13 protein-coding genes are annotated in these 17,593 nt (G+C 50.8%); 5 read left to right on the top strand and 8 right to left on the bottom strand.

Annotated elements, in window-relative coordinates; translation table 11 throughout:
- The first annotated feature begins 5 nt into the window (after nucleotides 1-5).
- The 3 genes from recJ (at nucleotide 6) to lysS (ending at nucleotide 4,455) form a co-directional block, all read left to right on the top strand.
- On the top strand, nucleotides 6-1,739 hold the full coding sequence (gene recJ, locus C0K55_RS15970) for a single-stranded-DNA-specific exonuclease RecJ (RefSeq protein ID WP_000813173.1): 1,734 nt from the start codon (nucleotides 6-8) through the stop codon (nucleotides 1,737-1,739).
- A 90-nt stretch (nucleotides 1,740-1,829) separates the two neighbouring features.
- A protein-coding gene (gene prfB, locus C0K55_RS15965) for a peptide chain release factor 2 (protein ID WP_098729101.1) occupies nucleotides 1,830-2,928 on the top strand; the annotation gives its coding sequence in 2 pieces (ribosomal slippage) (nucleotides 1,830-1,904 and nucleotides 1,906-2,928; 1,098 coding nt in all).
- A gap of 9 nt (nucleotides 2,929-2,937) precedes the next feature.
- A complete protein-coding gene (gene lysS, locus C0K55_RS15960; protein WP_000003094.1) occupies nucleotides 2,938-4,455 on the top strand; it encodes a lysine--tRNA ligase in 1,518 nt (505 codons plus the stop codon).
- A gap of 43 nt (nucleotides 4,456-4,498) precedes the next feature.
- Here the strand turns inward: lysS and idi are convergent, their stop codons facing one another.
- From idi to uacT, 3 genes are all read right to left on the bottom strand, one after another.
- A complete protein-coding gene (gene idi / locus C0K55_RS15955; RefSeq protein ID WP_016262504.1) occupies nucleotides 4,499-5,047 on the bottom strand; it encodes an isopentenyl-diphosphate Delta-isomerase in 549 nt (182 codons plus the stop codon).
- Nucleotides 5,048-5,168: 121 nt separating this feature from the next.
- On the bottom strand, nucleotides 5,169-5,294 hold the full coding sequence (gene yqfG / locus C0K55_RS15950; protein ID WP_010378596.1) for a protein YqfG: 126 nt from the start codon (nucleotides 5,292-5,294) through the stop codon (nucleotides 5,169-5,171).
- Between the two features lies 1 nt (nucleotide 5,295).
- A complete protein-coding gene (uacT, locus tag C0K55_RS15945) occupies nucleotides 5,296-6,744 on the bottom strand; it encodes a urate/proton symporter UacT (RefSeq protein ID WP_001517024.1) in 1,449 nt (482 codons plus the stop codon).
- A 435-nt stretch (nucleotides 6,745-7,179) separates the two neighbouring features.
- Between uacT and ygfT the strand changes: the two genes are divergently transcribed.
- Complete coding sequence (ygfT, locus tag C0K55_RS15935) at nucleotides 7,180-9,099, top strand: formate-dependent uric acid utilization protein YgfT (protein WP_085449213.1); 1,920 nt, start codon at nucleotides 7,180-7,182, stop codon at nucleotides 9,097-9,099.
- Entirely contained in the window at nucleotides 9,099-9,587 is a 489-nt protein-coding gene (locus tag C0K55_RS15930; RefSeq protein ID WP_001517022.1) for a 4Fe-4S dicluster domain-containing protein, read from the top strand. Before ygfT ends, C0K55_RS15930 begins: the two co-directional genes overlap by 1 nt.
- A 35-nt stretch (nucleotides 9,588-9,622) precedes the next feature.
- On the opposite strand, the gene ghxQ is transcribed toward C0K55_RS15930, so the two are convergent.
- The 5 genes from ghxQ to ygfM all read right to left on the bottom strand — a co-directional run bounded on the left by ghxQ (nucleotide 9,623) and on the right by ygfM (nucleotide 17,562).
- Nucleotides 9,623-10,990 carry a guanine/hypoxanthine transporter GhxQ gene (gene ghxQ / locus C0K55_RS15925; protein WP_000012179.1) on the bottom strand — a complete coding sequence of 456 codons (1,368 nt, stop codon included), beginning with the start codon at nucleotides 10,988-10,990 and terminating at the stop codon, nucleotides 9,623-9,625.
- 25 nt (nucleotides 10,991-11,015) lie between these two features.
- A complete protein-coding gene (guaD, locus tag C0K55_RS15920; RefSeq protein ID WP_010378591.1) occupies nucleotides 11,016-12,332 on the bottom strand; it encodes a guanine deaminase in 1,317 nt (438 codons plus the stop codon).
- A gap of 17 nt (nucleotides 12,333-12,349) precedes the next feature.
- Nucleotides 12,350-13,750, bottom strand: a complete 1,401-nt coding sequence (xanQ, locus tag C0K55_RS15915; RefSeq protein ID WP_001517020.1) for a xanthine/proton symporter XanQ — start codon at nucleotides 13,748-13,750, stop codon at nucleotides 12,350-12,352.
- A gap of 165 nt (nucleotides 13,751-13,915) precedes the next feature.
- Nucleotides 13,916-16,786 (bottom strand): molybdopterin-dependent oxidoreductase Mo/Fe-S-binding subunit, encoded by a 2,871-nt coding sequence (locus tag C0K55_RS15910; protein ID WP_000583667.1) that lies wholly within the window; start codon nucleotides 16,784-16,786, stop codon nucleotides 13,916-13,918.
- Nucleotides 16,783-17,562, bottom strand: a complete 780-nt coding sequence (gene ygfM, locus C0K55_RS15905) for a molybdopterin-dependent oxidoreductase FAD-binding subunit (RefSeq protein WP_000572480.1) — start codon at nucleotides 17,560-17,562, stop codon at nucleotides 16,783-16,785. The genes C0K55_RS15910 and ygfM overlap by 4 nt, the downstream gene beginning before the upstream one ends.
- Between the last annotated feature and the right edge of the window lie 31 nt (nucleotides 17,563-17,593).

Genomic DNA, 17,593 nt, shown 5'->3' with positions numbered 1-17,593 from the left:
TTCGCGTGAAACAACAGATACAACTTCGTCGTCGTGAAGTCGACGAAACGGCAGACTTGCCCGCTGACCTGCCCCCCTTGCTGCGCCGTTTATACGCCAGTCGGGGCGTGCGCAGCGCGCAGGAACTGGAGCGCAGTGTTAAAGGTATGTTGCCCTGGCAGCAACTGAGCGGTGTCGAAAAGGCTGTTGAGATCCTTTACAACGCTTTTCGTGAAGGAACGCGGATTATTGTGGTCGGGGATTTCGACGCCGACGGAGCCACCAGCACAGCCCTTAGCGTGCTGGCGATGCGTTCTCTCGGCTGTGACAACATCGACTATCTGGTGCCAAACCGTTTTGAAGACGGTTATGGTTTAAGTCCGGAAGTGGTCGATCAAGCTTATGCGCGTGGTGCGCAGTTGATTGTAACGGTTGATAACGGTATTTCTTCCCACGCAGGTGTTGAACACGCTCGCTCGCTGGGCATTCCGGTTATTGTTACCGATCACCATTTACCCGGCGAAACGTTACCCGCGGCGGAAGCCATTATTAATCCCAATTTGCGTGACTGCGAGTTCCCGTCAAAATCACTGGCAGGCGTTGGTGTGGCCTTTTATCTGATGCTGGCGTTACGCACCTTTTTGCGTGATCAGGGATGGTTTGATGAGCGTGGCATCGCAATCCCCAATTTGGCGGAATTGCTGGATCTGGTCGCTCTGGGGACTGTGGCGGATGTTGTGCCACTGGACGCCAATAACCGCATCCTGACCTGGCAAGGGATGAGCCGTATTCGTGCCGGGAAGTGCCGACCGGGGATTAAAGCTCTGCTGGAAGTGGCAAATCGCGATCCGCAAAAACTCGCTGCCAGCGATTTAGGTTTTGCGCTGGGGCCGCGTCTCAATGCTGCCGGGCGACTGGATGATATGTCCGTTGGCGTGGCGTTGCTGCTTTGCGACAACATCGGTGAAGCGCGCGTTCTGGCCAATGAGCTTGATGCGTTAAACCAGACACGTAAAGAGATCGAACAGGGAATGCAGGTCGAAGCATTGACCCTGTGTGAGCAACTGGAGCGTAGTCGCGATACACTGCCCGGCGGGCTGGCAATGTATCACCCTGAATGGCATCAGGGCGTCGTTGGTATTCTGGCTTCGCGCATCAAAGAGCGTTTTCATCGTCCGGTTATCGCCTTTGCGCCTGCAGGTGATGGTACGCTGAAAGGTTCCGGTCGCTCCATTCAGGGACTGCATATGCGCGATGCGCTGGAGCGGTTAGACACGCTCTACCCTGGCATGATGCTCAAGTTTGGCGGTCATGCGATGGCGGCAGGATTGTCGCTGGAAGAGGATAAATTTGAACTCTTTCAGCAACGCTTTGGCGAGCTGGTTACCGAGTGGCTTGATCCTTCTTTATTGCAAGGCGAAGTTGTGTCAGACGGCCCGTTAAGTGCAGCGGAGATGACAATGGAAGTCGCGCAACTGCTGCGTGATGCCGGTCCGTGGGGGCAGATGTTCCCGGAACCGCTGTTTGACGGCCATTTCCGCCTGCTGCAACAGCGCCTGGTGGGGGAGCGCCATCTGAAGGTTATGGTTGAACCGGTCGGCGGCGGCCCGCTACTGGATGGTATTGCGTTTAACGTTGATACGGCTCTTTGGCCAGATAACGGCGTGCGCGAAGTGCAACTGGCTTACAAACTGGATATCAACGAGTTTCGCGGCAACCGCAATCTACAGATTATCATCGACAATATCTGGCCAATTTAGCGTCATCTTCTCTATAAAAAAGAGTGTGGATTGGGTACAATCCCGCTCTTATCACCGCATTTTGACTAGCTCAATAAAAGAAATCAGACCATGTTTGAAATTAATCCGGTAAAGAATCGCATTCAGGACCTCACGGAACGCTCCGACGTTCTTAGGGGGTATCTTTGACTACGACGCCAAGAAAGAGCGTCTGGAAGAAGTAAACGCCGAGCTGGAACAGCCGGATGTCTGGAACGAGCCTGAGCGTGCGCAGGCGCTGGGTAAAGAGCGTTCCTCCCTCGAGGCTGTTGTCGATACTCTCGACCAAATGAAACAAGGGCTGGAAGATGTTTCCGGTCTGCTGGAACTGGCAGTAGAAGCCGACGACGAAGAAACCTTTAACGAAGCCGTTGCTGAACTCGACGCCCTGGAAGAAAAACTGGCGCAACTTGAGTTCCGCCGCATGTTCTCCGGCGAATATGACAGCGCCGATTGCTACCTCGATATCCAGGCGGGCTCCGGCGGTACAGAAGCGCAGGATTGGGCGAGCATGCTTGAGCGTATGTATCTGCGCTGGGCAGAATCACGTGGTTTTAAAACTGAAATTATCGAAGAGTCGGAAGGTGAAGTGGCGGGTATTAAATCCGTGACTATCAAGATCTCCGGTGATTACGCTTACGGTTGGCTGCGCACAGAAACCGGCGTTCACCGTCTGGTGCGTAAGAGCCCGTTTGACTCCGGTGGCCGTCGCCACACGTCCTTTAGTTCCGCATTTGTTTATCCAGAAGTAGATGACGATATCGATATCGAAATCAACCCAGCGGATCTGCGCATTGATGTTTATCGCGCATCCGGTGCGGGCGGTCAGCACGTTAACCGTACCGAATCTGCGGTGCGTATTACCCACATCCCGACAGGGATTGTGACTCAGTGCCAGAACGACCGTTCCCAGCACAAGAACAAAGACCAGGCCATGAAGCAGATGAAAGCGAAGCTTTATGAGCTGGAGATGCAGAAGAAGAACGCTGAGAAACAGGCGATGGAAGACAATAAATCTGACATCGGCTGGGGCAGCCAGATTCGTTCTTATGTCCTTGATGACTCCCGCATTAAAGATCTGCGCACCGGGGTGGAAACCCGCAATACGCAGGCAGTGCTGGATGGCAGCCTGGATCAATTTATCGAAGCAAGTTTGAAAGCTGGGTTATAAGGAACCAACATGTCTGAACAACACGTACAAGGCACTGACGCGGTAACCGATCTTAACAATGAACTGAAAACCCGTCGCGAAAAGCTGGCGAACCTGCGTGAGCAGGGGGTTGCTTTTCCGAACGATTTTCGTCGCGACCATACTTCTGACCAACTGCATACAGACTTCGACGGCAAAGAGAACGAAGAGCTGGAGGAGTTGAACATCGAAGTGGCTGTTGCTGGTCGCATGATGACTCGTCGAATCATGGGTAAAGCCTCCTTCGTTACCCTGCAGGACGTCGGTGGCCGCATTCAGTTATATGTCGCTCGTGATGATCTGCCGGAAGGCGTTTATAACGATCAATTTAAGAAATGGGATCTTGGCGATATTATCGGCGCAAAAGGTAAGCTGTTTAAAACCAAGACCGGCGAACTGTCGATCCACTGCACCGAGCTGCGTCTGCTGACCAAAGCACTGCGTCCACTGCCGGACAAATTCCACGGTTTGCAGGATCAGGAAGCGCGTTATCGTCAGCGTTATCTGGACCTCATCTCTAACGATGAATCCCGCAACACCTTTAAAGTTCGCTCGCAGATCCTTGCTGGCATCCGTCAGTTCATGGTGAACCGCGGCTTTATGGAAGTTGAAACCCCGATGATGCAGGTGATCCCTGGCGGTGCGGCAGCGCGTCCGTTTATTACCCATCACAATGCGCTGGATCTCGACATGTACCTGCGTATTGCGCCGGAACTGTACCTCAAGCGTCTGGTGGTTGGTGGCTTTGAACGTGTGTTCGAAATCAACCGTAACTTCCGTAACGAAGGTATTTCCGTGCGTCATAACCCAGAGTTCACCATGATGGAACTCTATATGGCTTACGCGGATTACAAAGATCTGATTGAACTGACCGAATCGCTGTTCCGCACTCTGGCGCAGGATATTCTCGGTAAGACTGAAGTGACTTACGGTGATGTGAAGCTGGACTTCGGTAAGCCGTTCGAAAAACTGACCATGCGTGAAGCGATTAAGAAATATCGTCCGGAAACTGATATGGCGGATCTGGATAACTTCGACTCTGCGAAGGCGATTGCTGAATCTCTCGGCATTCACGTGGAGAAGAGCTGGGGTCTGGGTCGTATCGTCACTGAGATCTTCGACGAAGTGGCAGAAGCGAATCTGATTCAACCGACCTTCATTACTGAATATCCGGCAGAAGTTTCTCCGTTGGCGCGCCGTAACGACGTCAACCCGGAAATCACCGATCGCTTTGAGTTCTTCATTGGTGGTCGTGAAATCGGTAACGGCTTTAGCGAACTGAATGATGCTGAAGATCAGGCACAGCGTTTCCTCGATCAGGTTGCAGCAAAAGATGCAGGCGACGATGAAGCAATGTTCTACGATGAAGATTACGTTACTGCACTGGAACATGGTCTGCCGCCGACAGCAGGTCTGGGAATTGGTATCGACCGTATGGTTATGCTGTTCACCAACAGCCACACTATCCGTGACGTGATTCTGTTCCCGGCGATGCGTCCGGTAAAATAAGCCTTACGCGTAAGCACACAGCCCCGGCATTTGTCGGGGTTTTTTATTTTTGTTGCGCGAAGGCTGACAACATTTTTCTGGCTTCGCTGTTTGTCGCCTGCATGACCATCCACGGACTGAACGCCCACGGTGTGGCATCAATACTGCGTAATACTTCCGCTAAATCACACCATTGATAATCGATCACTTCATCATCGTTGAGCTGTAACGTACTGGTAATTCGTGCGGCAAATACCGGACATACTTCATTTTCGACAATGCCATTCGGGTCAGTGGCGCGATAGTGGAAGTCTGGATAAACCGGTTCGGGTGGTGTTATTTCTACGCCCAGTTCATAGCGGCAACGGCGGATCACCGCCTCTTCATTGCTTTCACCCAGTTGCGGATGACCGCATACCGAGTTGGTCCACACACCTGGCCACGCTTTTTTGTTTAGTGCACGGCGAGTAACCAGCAATTGTCCTTTGGCGTTAAATAGCCAACAGGAGAACGCGAGATGTAAGGGGGTATCAGCCGTGTGTGCAGCATATTTTTCCAGTGTTCCCGAAGGGACTCCCTGTGTATTCAGTAAAATGACGTGTTCCGTTGGCATAATTTCTCACATGTAATTCTAATCATTCGTCATTATAGATAACTAAAATGTTAAATGATTAACCAAGTGAGTGTTATCGGCAACCGCCCGTTTTGAGCGGATGCCGACAGAGGAATGTCAGCTAAAAAAGCAGCATCATATATTTGAAGCGACTTTCAATAGCCATTGCAACACAGTCAGAAATGACAGGAATGGAGATCATAAAGAGCAATAACAGGCTGAATATAGCGCGCATTACAAGATTCATATTATTCACCATGCTCATTTTTCTTCAGCTTGCGCATCAGAAGCCACATGCGTACTGTCCTGACTTTTAAATCTTTATCAGAGACAGATTCTTTCACCAAATCGGCATGATGCTGATAGCCATTAAAGAAAACGTTCAGCACAACAGCGCTAAGGGTTGCCAACATAATGCCGCTATGCAGCAATGGTTGTAGTACGGCTGGTAACTTAGAAAAGAAATCGTGAGAAAGCGTTGGGGTCATGCCCACGCCAAGGCTGATTGCCACAATATAGAGGTTGTAACGGTTGGTGGTGTAGTTACAACGCGACAGAATACGGATCCCTGTCGCCAGCACCATGCCGAACATGACAAGCCCTGCGCCACCAAGTACAAATTGCGGAATGGAAGCTACCAACACTGCCATTTTGGGCACCATACCGAACAGAATAAGAATGATCCCGGAAGAGATACACACCCAGCGACTGTGAACGCGTGTTACGCTGACCAGACCGACGTTCTGCGAAAATGAGGTATGCGGGAAGCTGTTAAATGTACCGCCAATCATTGTTCCGACACCATCTACGCGCAGCCCGCGAATAATGTCTTGTGAAGAAAGTTTTCGACCAACAATTTCCCCCAAAGCCAGGAACATCCCCATCGACTCAATAAATACGATGATTAACACGGCGGTCATGGTCAGAATGGAAACAGGATCGAAAACTGGCATACCAAACGACATTGGCGTGACAATGGCAAACCACGATGCATCATATAATCCGGACAGATTTACTTCGTTCATCATCCATGAAAGGAAGAAGCCAAATACAATCCCCAGTAATACGGCGACGTTGGACATAAATCCTTTCGCATAGCGAGTAATGAGCAAGATAAAAATTAAGACTGCGAAAGAGATGCCTAAATAAACGGGATTGCCATATTGCGGATTGCCCTTACCACCAGCAGCCCAGTCAATACCAACCTGAATAATACTCAGCCCGATAGAGGTAATAACTACACCGGTAACCAGCGGTGGGAACAAAGGCATTAAGCGACCAATAAGTGGTGCTAATAATGTTGTGATAAACCCTGCTGCGATAGTCGCGCCAAAAATCCCCAGCAGGCCGATATCGGGGTTCATCCCAATGGCAATCATTGGCGTTACAGCCGCAAAGGTCACCGACATAATCACCGGCAGGCGGATCCCCATAAAGCGGCCGACACCGATACATTGCAATAACGTGACGATCCCGCAGCAAAAGAGATCCGAGCTAATAAGCATTGCTATTGCTTCTTTGGAGAGGCCGAGTCTGTCACCAATCATCAGTGGTACAGCGACCGCGCCTGCGTACATAACAAGGACGTGTTGCAGACCGAGTATGATCAACTTTCCTGGTGATAATATACGGTCAACCTCATCAGTGGGGCAGTCTTGCCCTGAAGATGAGGGTAATTGGGAATCTATGGCGCTCATCAGTCATTCTCCTTTCGCTCGCCAGAGTAAAAAGCAACCGTTTACGTTAATAAAACTGTCTAATGACATGCTCGTGGGATGCCAGTTTTAGCGATGAGAGGGAGTTATAGAATGGAAATGCGGAGGCAATCACATAATCGCGGTTAAACCGAAAAAGTGAGAAAATAAATGGGCAGTGAAATTATCTCTAATTTTCTCATATTGATATTTCTTTAATCATTCTGGCATGTCGGACTCTCGCATTTAATGTTTTTGAGTCGGATACTTCTGTTTTTTGTAATGATGTTTAATGAATGAAAGCAGCATATATTGGGGGGCAATAATTTGATCTCAGTAGCAAAATGATTATTAAATCGGGCATGTTCTATAATATATGCCCGTTTATTGCATCGCGACATTTGAGAAGACATAACTCATCAAATGAAAGGGATGCAAATGAATAAGTTTATCGCTGCTGATGCTGCGGAATGTATAGGCTGCCATGCCTGTGAAATTGCCTGTGCGGTGGCACACAATCAAGAACTCTGGCCGCTGAGTCATCGTGACTTTCGACCCCGTATCCACGTTGTTGGGAAAGGGCTGGCGGCTAATCCGGTGGCCTGCCATCATTGCAACAATGCTCCCTGCGTTACGGCTTGTCCGGTAAACGCTCTGACTTTTCAGCCCGATAGCGTACAACTGGACGAACAAAAATGTATTGGTTGTAAAAGATGCGCAATCGCTTGCCCCTTTGGGGTCATTGAGATGGCCGATACTATTGCGCAGAAATGTGACCTTTGTAACCAGCGCAGTTCCGGCACGCAAGCTTGTATTGAGAGTTGCCCAACACAGGCGTTACGGCTGATGGATGATAAAGGGTTACAGCAGATAAAAATGACCCGCCAACGCAAAACGGCACAAGGAAAAGCGTCAGAGGGAACTCCTCCATCCCGCCACGCGGCGTTGCTCCCTGTTAACCCACGCAAAGGCGCAGATAAAATTCCAGCGAATGAGCGGAAAAAACATTTTGGCGAAATTTATTGCGGGCTGGATCATCAACAAGCGGCTTATGAAAGCGAGCGATGTGTTTATTGTGCCGGGAAAGCCAACTGTAACTGGTTTTGCCCACTGCATAATGCGATTCCCGACTATGTTCATCTGGTACAGGAAGGGAAGATTATTGAAGCGGCAGAACTCTGTCACCAGACCAGCTCCTTACCAGAAATTTGCGGCCGGGTATGTCCACAGGACAGGCTTTGTGAAGGCGCATGTACGTTAAAAGATCACTCTGGCGCTGTATCGATCGGGAATCTGGAACGCTACATCACCGATACCGCGCTGGCGATGGGCTGGCGTCCCGATGTCAGCCTGGTTGCTCCCCGCGTGGAAAAAGTGGCGGTGATTGGCGCAGGGCCAGCGGGGCTGGGGTGTGCTGATATTCTGGCACGCGCGGGCGTTCACGTTGATGTCTTTGATCGTCATCCAGAAATTGGCGGTATGCTAACGTTTGGCATTCCTCCGTTCAAGCTCGATAAAAGGGTATTAAGCCAGCGGCGTGAGATATTCACCGCAATGGGAATCGACTTTCATCTCAACTGTGAAATCGGCCGCGATATCTCTTTCAACGAATTAACGGTGGAATATGACGCAGTTTTCCTCGGTGTGGGGACTTACGGGATGATGCGTGCAGATCTGCCGCATGAAGACGCTCCTGGTGTCATTCAGGCGCTACCGTTCCTGACCGCCCATACCCGCCAGCTTATGGGATTGCCGGAGTCTGGAGAGTATCCGCTGACGGAAGTTGAAGGTAAGCGAGTCGTGGTATTGGGCGGGGGCGATACGACTATGGATTGTTTGCGTACTTCCATCCGTCTGAATGCCGCCAGTGTGACCTGTGCTTATCGTCGTGATGAAGTCAGTATGCCGGGTTCTCGCAAAGAGGTGGTCAACGCGCGCGAGGAAGGCGTTGAGTTTCAGTTCAATGTTCAGCCGCAATATATCGCCTGTGATGACGATGGGCGTTTAACTGCGGTGGGTCTGATTCGTACTGCAATGGGGGAGCCTGGGCCAGATGGTCGCCGTCGTCCACGTCCGGTGGCAGGGTCGGAGTTTGAGCTGCCCGCCGATGTTCTGATTATGGCCTTTGGTTTCCAGGCACATGCGATGCCGTGGTTGCAGGGCAGCGGAATTAAACTTGATAAATGGGGCCTGATTAAAACCGGCGACGCGGGATACTTATCTACTCAGACGCATCTGAAAAAAGTCTTTGCGGGTGGTGATGCCGTTCACGGCGCGGATCTGGTTGTTACTGCAATGGCCGCAGGAAGGCAGGCGGCGCGCGATATGTTAACTCTGTTTGATACAAAGGTATCGTGATGAAATCGTTAATTATCGTTAATCCGGCTGACTGTATTGGCTGCCGTACCTGTGAAGTTGCCTGTGTAGTCGCTCATCCGTCTGAACAGGAGTTGAATGCCGATGTCTTTTTACCCCGGCTGAAGGTACAGCGGCTGGACAGCATTAGTACGCCAGTGATGTGCCACCAGTGCGAAAACGCTCCTTGTGTTGGCGCTTGTCCCGTGCAGGCGTTGAGCATAGGGGAGCTGATGGTGCAGGCAAACTCTGCCCGCTGCATTGGTTGTCAGAGTTGTGTTAGTGCATGCCCATTTGGGATGATCACTATTCAGTCGTTGTCCGGTCATACCCGGCAACAAATCGTGAAATGTGATCTCTGTGAACAGCGGGAAGAGGGGCCAGCCTGCGTTGAATCTTGCCCGACGCAGGCTTTGCAGTTGCTGACCGAGAGAGAGCTCAAGCGAGTTCGCCAGCAGCGTATTGCAGCCAGCGGTGCGAATCCTCTTTGATAAAAACCTCCGCGCTGAAAGGCGCGGAGAATCGTTTAGATTGCCCAACCACCCGCGTAAAACGCGACCAGCGCGGCGGTAATGATAACAGTGCCGATATTCAGCTTGTGCCATTCGCGAGCAAAGACGCGACCTACGACCAGCGTCACAAACCCCAGCATAATACCGGTGACGATATTACAAGTCAGGACGATGAATACCGCGCAAACCAGCCCTGCCATTGCATCAATAAAGTCATTGAAGTCCAGCTTTGAGACGTTGCTCAACATCAGTAGCCCAACGTACATCAGCGCGGGGGCGGTGGCATAACCGGGGATCAGAAACGACAGCGGAGATAAAAACAGAATCAACAGAAACAGAACGCCAACCACGGTTGCGGTTAAACCGGTTTTACCCCCGGCTGCGGTCCCGGCCGCTGATTCGATATAAACTGCCGCAGGTGCTGCACCCACCAAACCGGAGAATATTGAACTTACCGAGTCACTGGTCAGGGCTTTGCCCCCGTTGATAATCTGGTTGTCTTTATCCAGCAGATTCGCCTGGCCGGCTACGGCACGGATGGTGCCAGTGGCGTCAAACACGGCGGTCATCACCAGCGCCAGTACACTCGGAAGTACGGTTGGCTGGAGCGCGCCCATAATATCCAGACTGAAAATCAGAGACTTACCATCTTCGCCAGTCAGGCTCGGCATTGCCACCAGACCGTGGTATTTCACCGCCGGATCAAAGATTAAGCCGATGATCGAGATGGCGATAATAACCAACAAGATCCCGCCTGGTATGCGGCATTTTTCCAGACCGAAAATCACCGCTAATCCCAGCAAGCTCATCAGCACCGGGAAGGAGGTAAACGCGCCGAGCGCAACCGGTAAGCCTTCAATCGGGTTTTTGATAACCATACCAACACCGTTAGCGGCAATCAGTAGCAGGAAAAGACCAATACCGATACCTGTACCGTGTGCAATACCCATCGGTAAATTACGCAAGATCCAGGTACGAATACCTGTTACGGAGATGGCGGTGAATATCAACCCCATCAGAAAGACCGCACCCAGTGCTACCGGAACGCTAATTTGTTGCCCGAGCACCAGACTGAATGCGGTAAATGCCGTTAAGGAAATGGCGCAACCAATCGCCATTGGCAGGTTAGCCCATAACCCCATCAGCAGGGAGCCAAAGCCTGCGACCAGACAGGTGGCAACAAAGACCGCTGCGGGAGGAAAACCTGCTTTACCCAGCATTCCTGGCACTACGATAACGGAGTAAACCATCGCCAGGAATGTGGTCAGGCCTGCCAGAACTTCCTGGCGAACGGTACTGCCACGAGCGGTAATTTTAAAATAATTATCCAGGGCGCCCTGTGGCTTTGATGCGTCCGGTGTTTGTAGGATGTCTCCAGACATAATGATGTCCTCACGAGGTTTATTATTAGTTACGTTCGTACACCAGACGACCATCAACGTAGGTGCGGTAGATCGAACGATCATCGCCCAGCGTCATCATCACGAACAATTTATCGACTAAAGATACAGAGTTGTCATAGCGCAGTTGCTGTAGCGGTGTGGCAGTGGGTTCCATCACCACAAAATCAGCCTCTTTGCCTGGTAAAAAATTGCCAATCAGGTTGTCAAGGCCCAGAGATTTCGCGCCGCCGAGCGTGGCAAGGTAAAACGCTTCATAGGCTGAGAGACGATAGCCCTGTAATTGCAACACTTTGTAGGCTTCGTTCAGTGTTTGCAGCATGTTGAAGGTGGTTCCGGCACCGATATCGGTTCCCATGCCCACTTTGACTTTCTTCTGCCATGCTTTTTGCAGATTGAATAAGCCGCTACCGAGATAAAGGTTGGAGGTCGGACAGAAAGCGATGCTGGATTGAGTTTCGCTAAGGCGATCCCACTCTTTTTCTTCCAGATGGACGCAGTGAGCAAAGACGCAGTTTTTACCGGTCAGACCGTACTGGTGGTAAACATCCAGATAACCATCATGTTCAGGATAAAGTGATTTCACCCAGGCAATTTCATCTTTGTTTTCACAGAGATGGGTATGTACCCACGTATCGGGGTACTCTTTTTTCAGGCGTTGCGCCATTGCCATCTGTTCGGGCGATGAAGTGGGGGCGAAGCGTGGCGTAATGGCGTACAACAGACGACCATTTTTGTGCCAGCGTTTGATCAGCTCTTTGCTTTGCAGGTAGCTGCTTTCGGCGGTATCAAGCAGATAATCCGGCGCGTTGCGATCCATCATCACCTTACCGGCAATCATGCGCATATTGATATGACTGGCGGCTTCAAACAGTGCATCAACGGATTGCGGATGAACCGTACCAAACACCAGTGCCGTGGTTGTGCCGTTACGTAAAAGTTGCTTGATGAAGAACGCCGACATTTCACGGGCGTACTCTAAATCCTCATAGCGACGTTCAGTAGGGAAGGTGTGTTTATTCAACCATTCCAGCAATTGTTCGCCATAGGCACCGACCATTTCACTTTGCGGGTAATGGATATGCGTATCGACAAAGCCCGGTACTATCAGTTTGCCGCGATAGTCGCGAACGCGAATGGTGTCAGGAATTTGATGCTTGCCGTCTTCCCATTCGCCAAACCATTCCACCTTCCCCTGTTTAATGAGTAATAAACCGTCCTCAATAAAACGCAGCGCAGAGGCAATCTCTTCCGGGTTATCGACTGTACGGGTGACATCAATAAAACTGCCTCGTACTGCTTTTAACGTGTGTTCTCCTGACATCATTGACTCCTTTATTGTTAATCCATCTCTTCCGCTGAGGTAATACCCGGCAGAACGCTTTCCTGTCGGTAGCCACCAGGGAGGATAATATTTAATAAAATCGCAGTTAACCCGCCTGCACAAATAGGGTTTTCAACTAATACATAAATTGAGGCAGGTAATATTTTAAAAATTTCGGGGTCGTAGGAGACGCCAAGCCCTAAACCTAAAGAAGTGGCGACAATAAGTGTTTCACGGCGTTTTAATCCGTTGGTGATAATAATGCGGATACCGGCGATGGCAATCATGGAAAACATCAGCGTCATTGCCCCACCCAGAACTGCTGAGGGAATGGTAGTGAAGAAGCCGCCGATCATCGGAAATAACCCGAGGATAACCAACATTACCGCGATGGTTCGCCCGACATAACGTGAGGCGACGCCGGTCATCTGAATAACACCGTTATTTTGCGCAAAGGTAGTTAATGGTAATGAGCCGACTGCGGAGGCGATAACAGAAACCAGACCATCAGCCAACACGCCGCCTTTCAGACGTGATTGATATTCTTCCCCCTGAATGGGTCGGCGGGAAACCATTGCCGTGGCGGTGATATCGCCTACTGCTTCCAGTACGCTAAGTAGATAAATCGTGCCGACCACCAGGAACTGATGAAAGTTGAAACTAAATCCGTATTTGAAGGGATGCGGGACGGTGATTAACGGCAGATTGCGCATACTGCTGAAATCTACCATTCCCAGGCATAAGGATGCGATATAGCCGACACATAGCCCAATGGCGATCCCGCCCATGCGTAACAACGGACTGCGGCAGCAGTTAAAGCCGATCACCACAATCAGAACCAATAATCCAACGCCGAGGTGTTCGTAATTGCCGAACGTACCGCTGCTTTTGGCTGCAAATCCACCACCAAAATCAATAATGCCGACTTTAATCAGACTTAAGCCGATCATCAGCACCACAATACCGCTGACGGTGGGGGAGATAACCCGACGTAAATAGGGCAGGATAAAAGAAGAACCGACAACCAGAAATGCGCCAACGAAGGAGACGCCGAGTAGCGACGACATGATTAATTCTTCGTGAAAACCGTCACTTTTCATGCTGCTGCCTAGCGCAATCATGACCGTAACAAATGAAAAATTAACGGATTGAATTGAGAGCAAACCGGAACCCACAATACCGTAACGGTTTACCTGTAACCAGGTGCCAATGCCAGAGGCAATCATCGCCATAGAAACCAGATAGGCGGTCGTTTCTGCAGAAAGCTGTAAAGCCGCACCAACAATTAATGCGGGGGTCACCATCGGAACAAAAATTGCCAACAGATGGGTAATGGCACCAACAATAGCCTGATGAAAGGGAGGGCGATCCTCCAGTTCAAATATAAGGTCGGAGCCTGCATGGTTTATATCAGACATCCCTTCACTCCTTTTAAAGTAAATTTGATCATCTGAATCAGTAAAATAAATACCCACGAATTTGGGGCGCAGGACGCCTTGAGAACGGCTTATCTCATTTTCGCAGTTACTAATTAGTTATCTTTAATACAAGGGAAACAGGCCGCCGAAGCGGCCATTAATTACTTATATTTTTTTCAGCGCGGTAAGTATTTTCTCCGGTGTGAAATGCCATTCGCGTAGCCAGATGCCGCAGGCATCGTGAATTGCGGTGGCAATTGCTGGTGCTGCACCATTTACGCCAATTTCTGAGATCGATTTTGCTCCGAATGGACCGACTTTATCGTCGCTCGGCACCAACACGGCACGGAAATCACGCGGGATGTCACCAATTTTGGGAGCACCGTAGCTACGTAAATCACGTGTTAACGGGTGTCCTTCGGCGTCATAAATGATTTCTTCGCTCATACTGTGTCCGATAGCACGCAGGGTAGCCCCATAGATCTGTCCCAACGCTAACTCTGGGTTAACTGGCGTACCGCAATCCAGCAATGCGTAGAATTTGTCCAGGCGGATTTCACCGGTACGCGTGTTGACGGCAACTTCAGCAAAGTTTGCGCCATACGGAAAGGCGAAATCAGGCGTGATGTAGCAGGCTGTTCCCACCAGCGAACCAAAACCAGTACCGGTTTCGCCTTTATGGGCAATATCCCCGAAACTGACTTCGCCTTTCTTGCCACGAACGACACCTGGCGTTGCCAGTTGGACATCTTCCAGTGGTTCATCAAGCATTTGTGCGCCATGAAAGAGAATTTTCTCGCGCAGATTTTCTGCCGCCATACGCGCCGCGTTGCCTGAGAAGCAAGTACCAGACGAGGCATAAGCGCCTTTGTCAAACAATGCATGGTCAGTATCACCGGAGATAACATGCACATCCTGAGGTGGACAGTGCAGCACTTCTGCTGCCAGTTTTGTCACTACGGTATCCAGGCCGGTTCCGATATCAGCACCACCAGAATGGACAATAAAGGTGCCATCAGATTCCAGTTTGATCATGCAGTTAGCCTGATCGATATCCGGGATCCCCGATTTCTGCATGATAATGGCGACGCCACGACCTGTGCGCCAGTCACCTTCCTGTGATTTCGGTGAAGACCATTGGATCATTTCACGACCCTGACGCAGGATCTCTTCCAATGCGCAACTGGCAGCAGAAGGAACGGAGGTTGGCGCTTTACCTTCACCAATCGCACCGAGGATCTTCAGCTCTTGCCCTTCATGTACCCGGTTACGTTCGATAATTTCCAGTTGATCAATCTGTAATTGTTCAGCAAGTTCTGCTAACGCCATGGTGATAGCAAAGTTACCTTTTGGCGCGCCATAGCCCTGATAAGCACCATTTGGACAAATGTTGCTGTAGTAGGTGGTGACCTGAAAATCGACGTTATCGCACGGGTACAGCGGCAACGACAGCGCCGGTCCGTTACACGGTACGGTGAGTGAGTGGTTGCCATAAGGGCCCGTGTTGGCGCGGAAATCCATTTTCACTGCCGTCAGGCGACCATCTTTTTTTGCCCCCAGTTTGACAGTGACTTTCGCGACGTGACGAGAGGTGTTAGCAATAAACTCTTCTTCACGGGTGTAGTGGAACAGTACCGGACGCCCGGTCACACAGGTTGCCCAGGCGCACACTTCCTCCAGCAGGATGTCCTGTTTGGAGCCGAAACCGCCGCCCACGCGTTCTTTAATGACATGAACTTTATGCTGTTTCATACCAACGAGACGCGCTACCTGACGGCGCAGGTGCCACGGTACTTGGGTGGAGGCGTGGATCACCAGCCGATCGCCATCCATACGGGTAAAGCAGATATGTGTTTCAGTCGGGCATTGTTGTGCCTGAGTTGAATTATAGGTTCGCTCAATGATCACATCAGCATCAGCGAAGCCTTTGTCCATATCACCGATATGACCATGAATGCTGGCGGCAATATTTTTACGTGGGCGAGAACCGATAGGGAAGTTAATGATCATATGCTCGCCGCGCTGGGCCGCGTGGCTATTGTCTTCTTCCAGCGTCTCTGGCGCACCAGCGACGTACACCACCGGTTCATCGTGAACGACAGGGGCATCTTCCGCCATTGCTTCGTCAATCGACATTACCGGTTTAAGCACTTCATATTCAACGTCAATGAGCTTCAGTGCTTCGAGCGCAATTTCTTCACTTTCGGCAACGATCGCAGCAACGCGATCGCCAACGTGACGCATTTTTTTGCCGAACATGCGACGGTCGAGCGGTGAAGGTTCTGGCGCGCTTTGACCACCAGGAGTGTAGTAAATATCCGGGCAGTTGAGATGAGTGATAACGTGAACGACGCCCGGTAAGGCTTCGGCTTTGCTGACATCCAGATGAGTAATCAGTGCGTGAGCATGTGGGCTGCGTAACATTTTAATGACGCAGGCGTCAGCCGTTACGCGGTCTTCAACATAGCAGGGTTTCGCCTGCACCATTTTAGCAGCATCGGTTTTGGGGTAGTGCTTGCCAATAACTTCAAGGTCGTTACGGAAAGTGGGGGCGATGTCAATCGTGGCACGCGGGTTATTTTTACGCGCAATAGCCAGTTCAATGACTTGATAGTATTGCTGCCAACCCGCATCGCGGCTGAACAGACCAGAAAGCGCGTCGTCGATCTCTTCGCGGGTTGGCTCGGCAATGCGATCGAGTAGATCGGTAATAATCAAAGATGCTGCCGGATCGTTATAACCGGACTGCACCACGCCAACATCAACCATTGCCTGTTGAACCAGGCTTAATTCGTTCCATTTGCCTAAGGATTCTGCGGTGCGAATGTTTGCTTTTTCTAACTGTGCTGCAATCAGCAAGGAGGCATTAACGATGTTGCCGTTAAAAAGAATCGCATCAGAACCGGCGAAACCGAAACCATCATCACTGTTGCGCACGGAGTGCATACCCATACCAAACAACAGCTTTTGCACGTTTTCGCCAGGATTAACGGTTAGCCCCTGGGGTGCGCCATTTAAAGTAAAGTGGATGATCATACGGCTTCCTCCCCAGCCTGTTGGCAGTCGGCATAAAGGTCGGCCACCAGAACTCCCGTGATATAGCGTTTATACGCTACGCTCCCCCGCAAATCTTCCTGGGGGAAAATGGCGTTGGCGACGGCCTGTTCAAGTGCATTGCCTTCCAGGTTTTGTTTTTCGACATCGTGCAGGCGCAGGGCTTTACTGGCAACGCCATCCAGCGCAATTCGCAGTCCGTCGTGGTCAGTTAATGCAACGGCTGCAGTCACCACTGTTAACCCCGCCCGGGAACGGCTAATTTTACGGGTCGCACAGGTGCGATACGGATCTTTAATGATGATTTCGGTTAGCAGGCGATCGCCCGGATCGGCCAGATAGCTCTCAATCGACAACGTTTCGCCATTGCCAAAGACCAGTTCTGCATCCAGTGCTAACAGAACCGGAAGAAGAACGGACTCTTCCTGCCGGGCCGCTATTTCGCCGCCGATAGTCGACTGATTTCGTACATGACGAGAGTAGACAAAGCCGAGAGCTTCACGCAGTGCCACTGGAATAAATCGCGCATCGCGCAGTGGTTGTAAGCGCGACATTGCGCCAATACGCAGTGCGCCGTTATCCCAGTCAATCCAGTCCAGTTCCAGATCCTGCAAGGAAATAGCAATTTTTTTATTGGTACGGGTTGGCGTGGCGTTGAGTTTGCTGCCCCCGGCAAACCAGACGGCTTCATCCTGGTAGCGGCGCTTCAGTTCCAGCGCCTGTTCTACAGAGTCGGGCCTGAAAAATTGTTCAATCATCTTCTTTCCTTATTTAACCCTCTTCCCTGAA

Source organism: Escherichia sp. MOD1-EC6098 (assembly GCF_002965865.1).
Taxonomy (GTDB): domain Bacteria; phylum Pseudomonadota; class Gammaproteobacteria; order Enterobacterales; family Enterobacteriaceae; genus Escherichia; species Escherichia marmotae.
The sequence above is the reverse complement of the archived record's forward strand: the minus strand, read 5'-3'. Positions and strand labels throughout refer to the sequence as shown.

Bases quoted from the DNA above. Each gene is read 5' to 3' on its own strand.
- lysS (WP_000003094.1), top strand. From the start codon at position 2,938: ATGTCTGAACAACACGTACAAGGCACTGACGCGGTAACCGATCTTAAC.
- idi (WP_016262504.1), bottom strand. From the start codon at position 5,047: ATGCCAACGGAACACGTCATTTTACTGAATACACAGGGAGTCCCTTCG.
- yqfG (WP_010378596.1), bottom strand. From the start codon at position 5,294: ATGAATCTTGTAATGCGCGCTATATTCAGCCTGTTATTGCTCTTTATG.
- uacT (WP_001517024.1), bottom strand. From the start codon at position 6,744: ATGAGCGCCATAGATTCCCAATTACCCTCATCTTCAGGGCAAGACTGC.
- ygfT (WP_085449213.1), top strand. From the start codon at position 7,180: ATGAATAAGTTTATCGCTGCTGATGCTGCGGAATGTATAGGCTGCCAT.
- C0K55_RS15930 (WP_001517022.1), top strand. From the start codon at position 9,099: ATGAAATCGTTAATTATCGTTAATCCGGCTGACTGTATTGGCTGCCGT.
- ghxQ (WP_000012179.1), bottom strand. From the start codon at position 10,990: ATGTCTGGAGACATCCTACAAACACCGGACGCATCAAAGCCACAGGGC.
- guaD (WP_010378591.1), bottom strand. From the start codon at position 12,332: ATGTCAGGAGAACACACGTTAAAAGCAGTACGAGGCAGTTTTATTGAT.
- xanQ (WP_001517020.1), bottom strand. From the start codon at position 13,750: ATGTCTGATATAAACCATGCAGGCTCCGACCTTATATTTGAACTGGAG.
- C0K55_RS15910 (WP_000583667.1), bottom strand. From the start codon at position 16,786: ATGATCATCCACTTTACTTTAAATGGCGCACCCCAGGGGCTAACCGTT.
- ygfM (WP_000572480.1), bottom strand. From the start codon at position 17,562: ATGATTGAACAATTTTTCAGGCCCGACTCTGTAGAACAGGCGCTGGAA.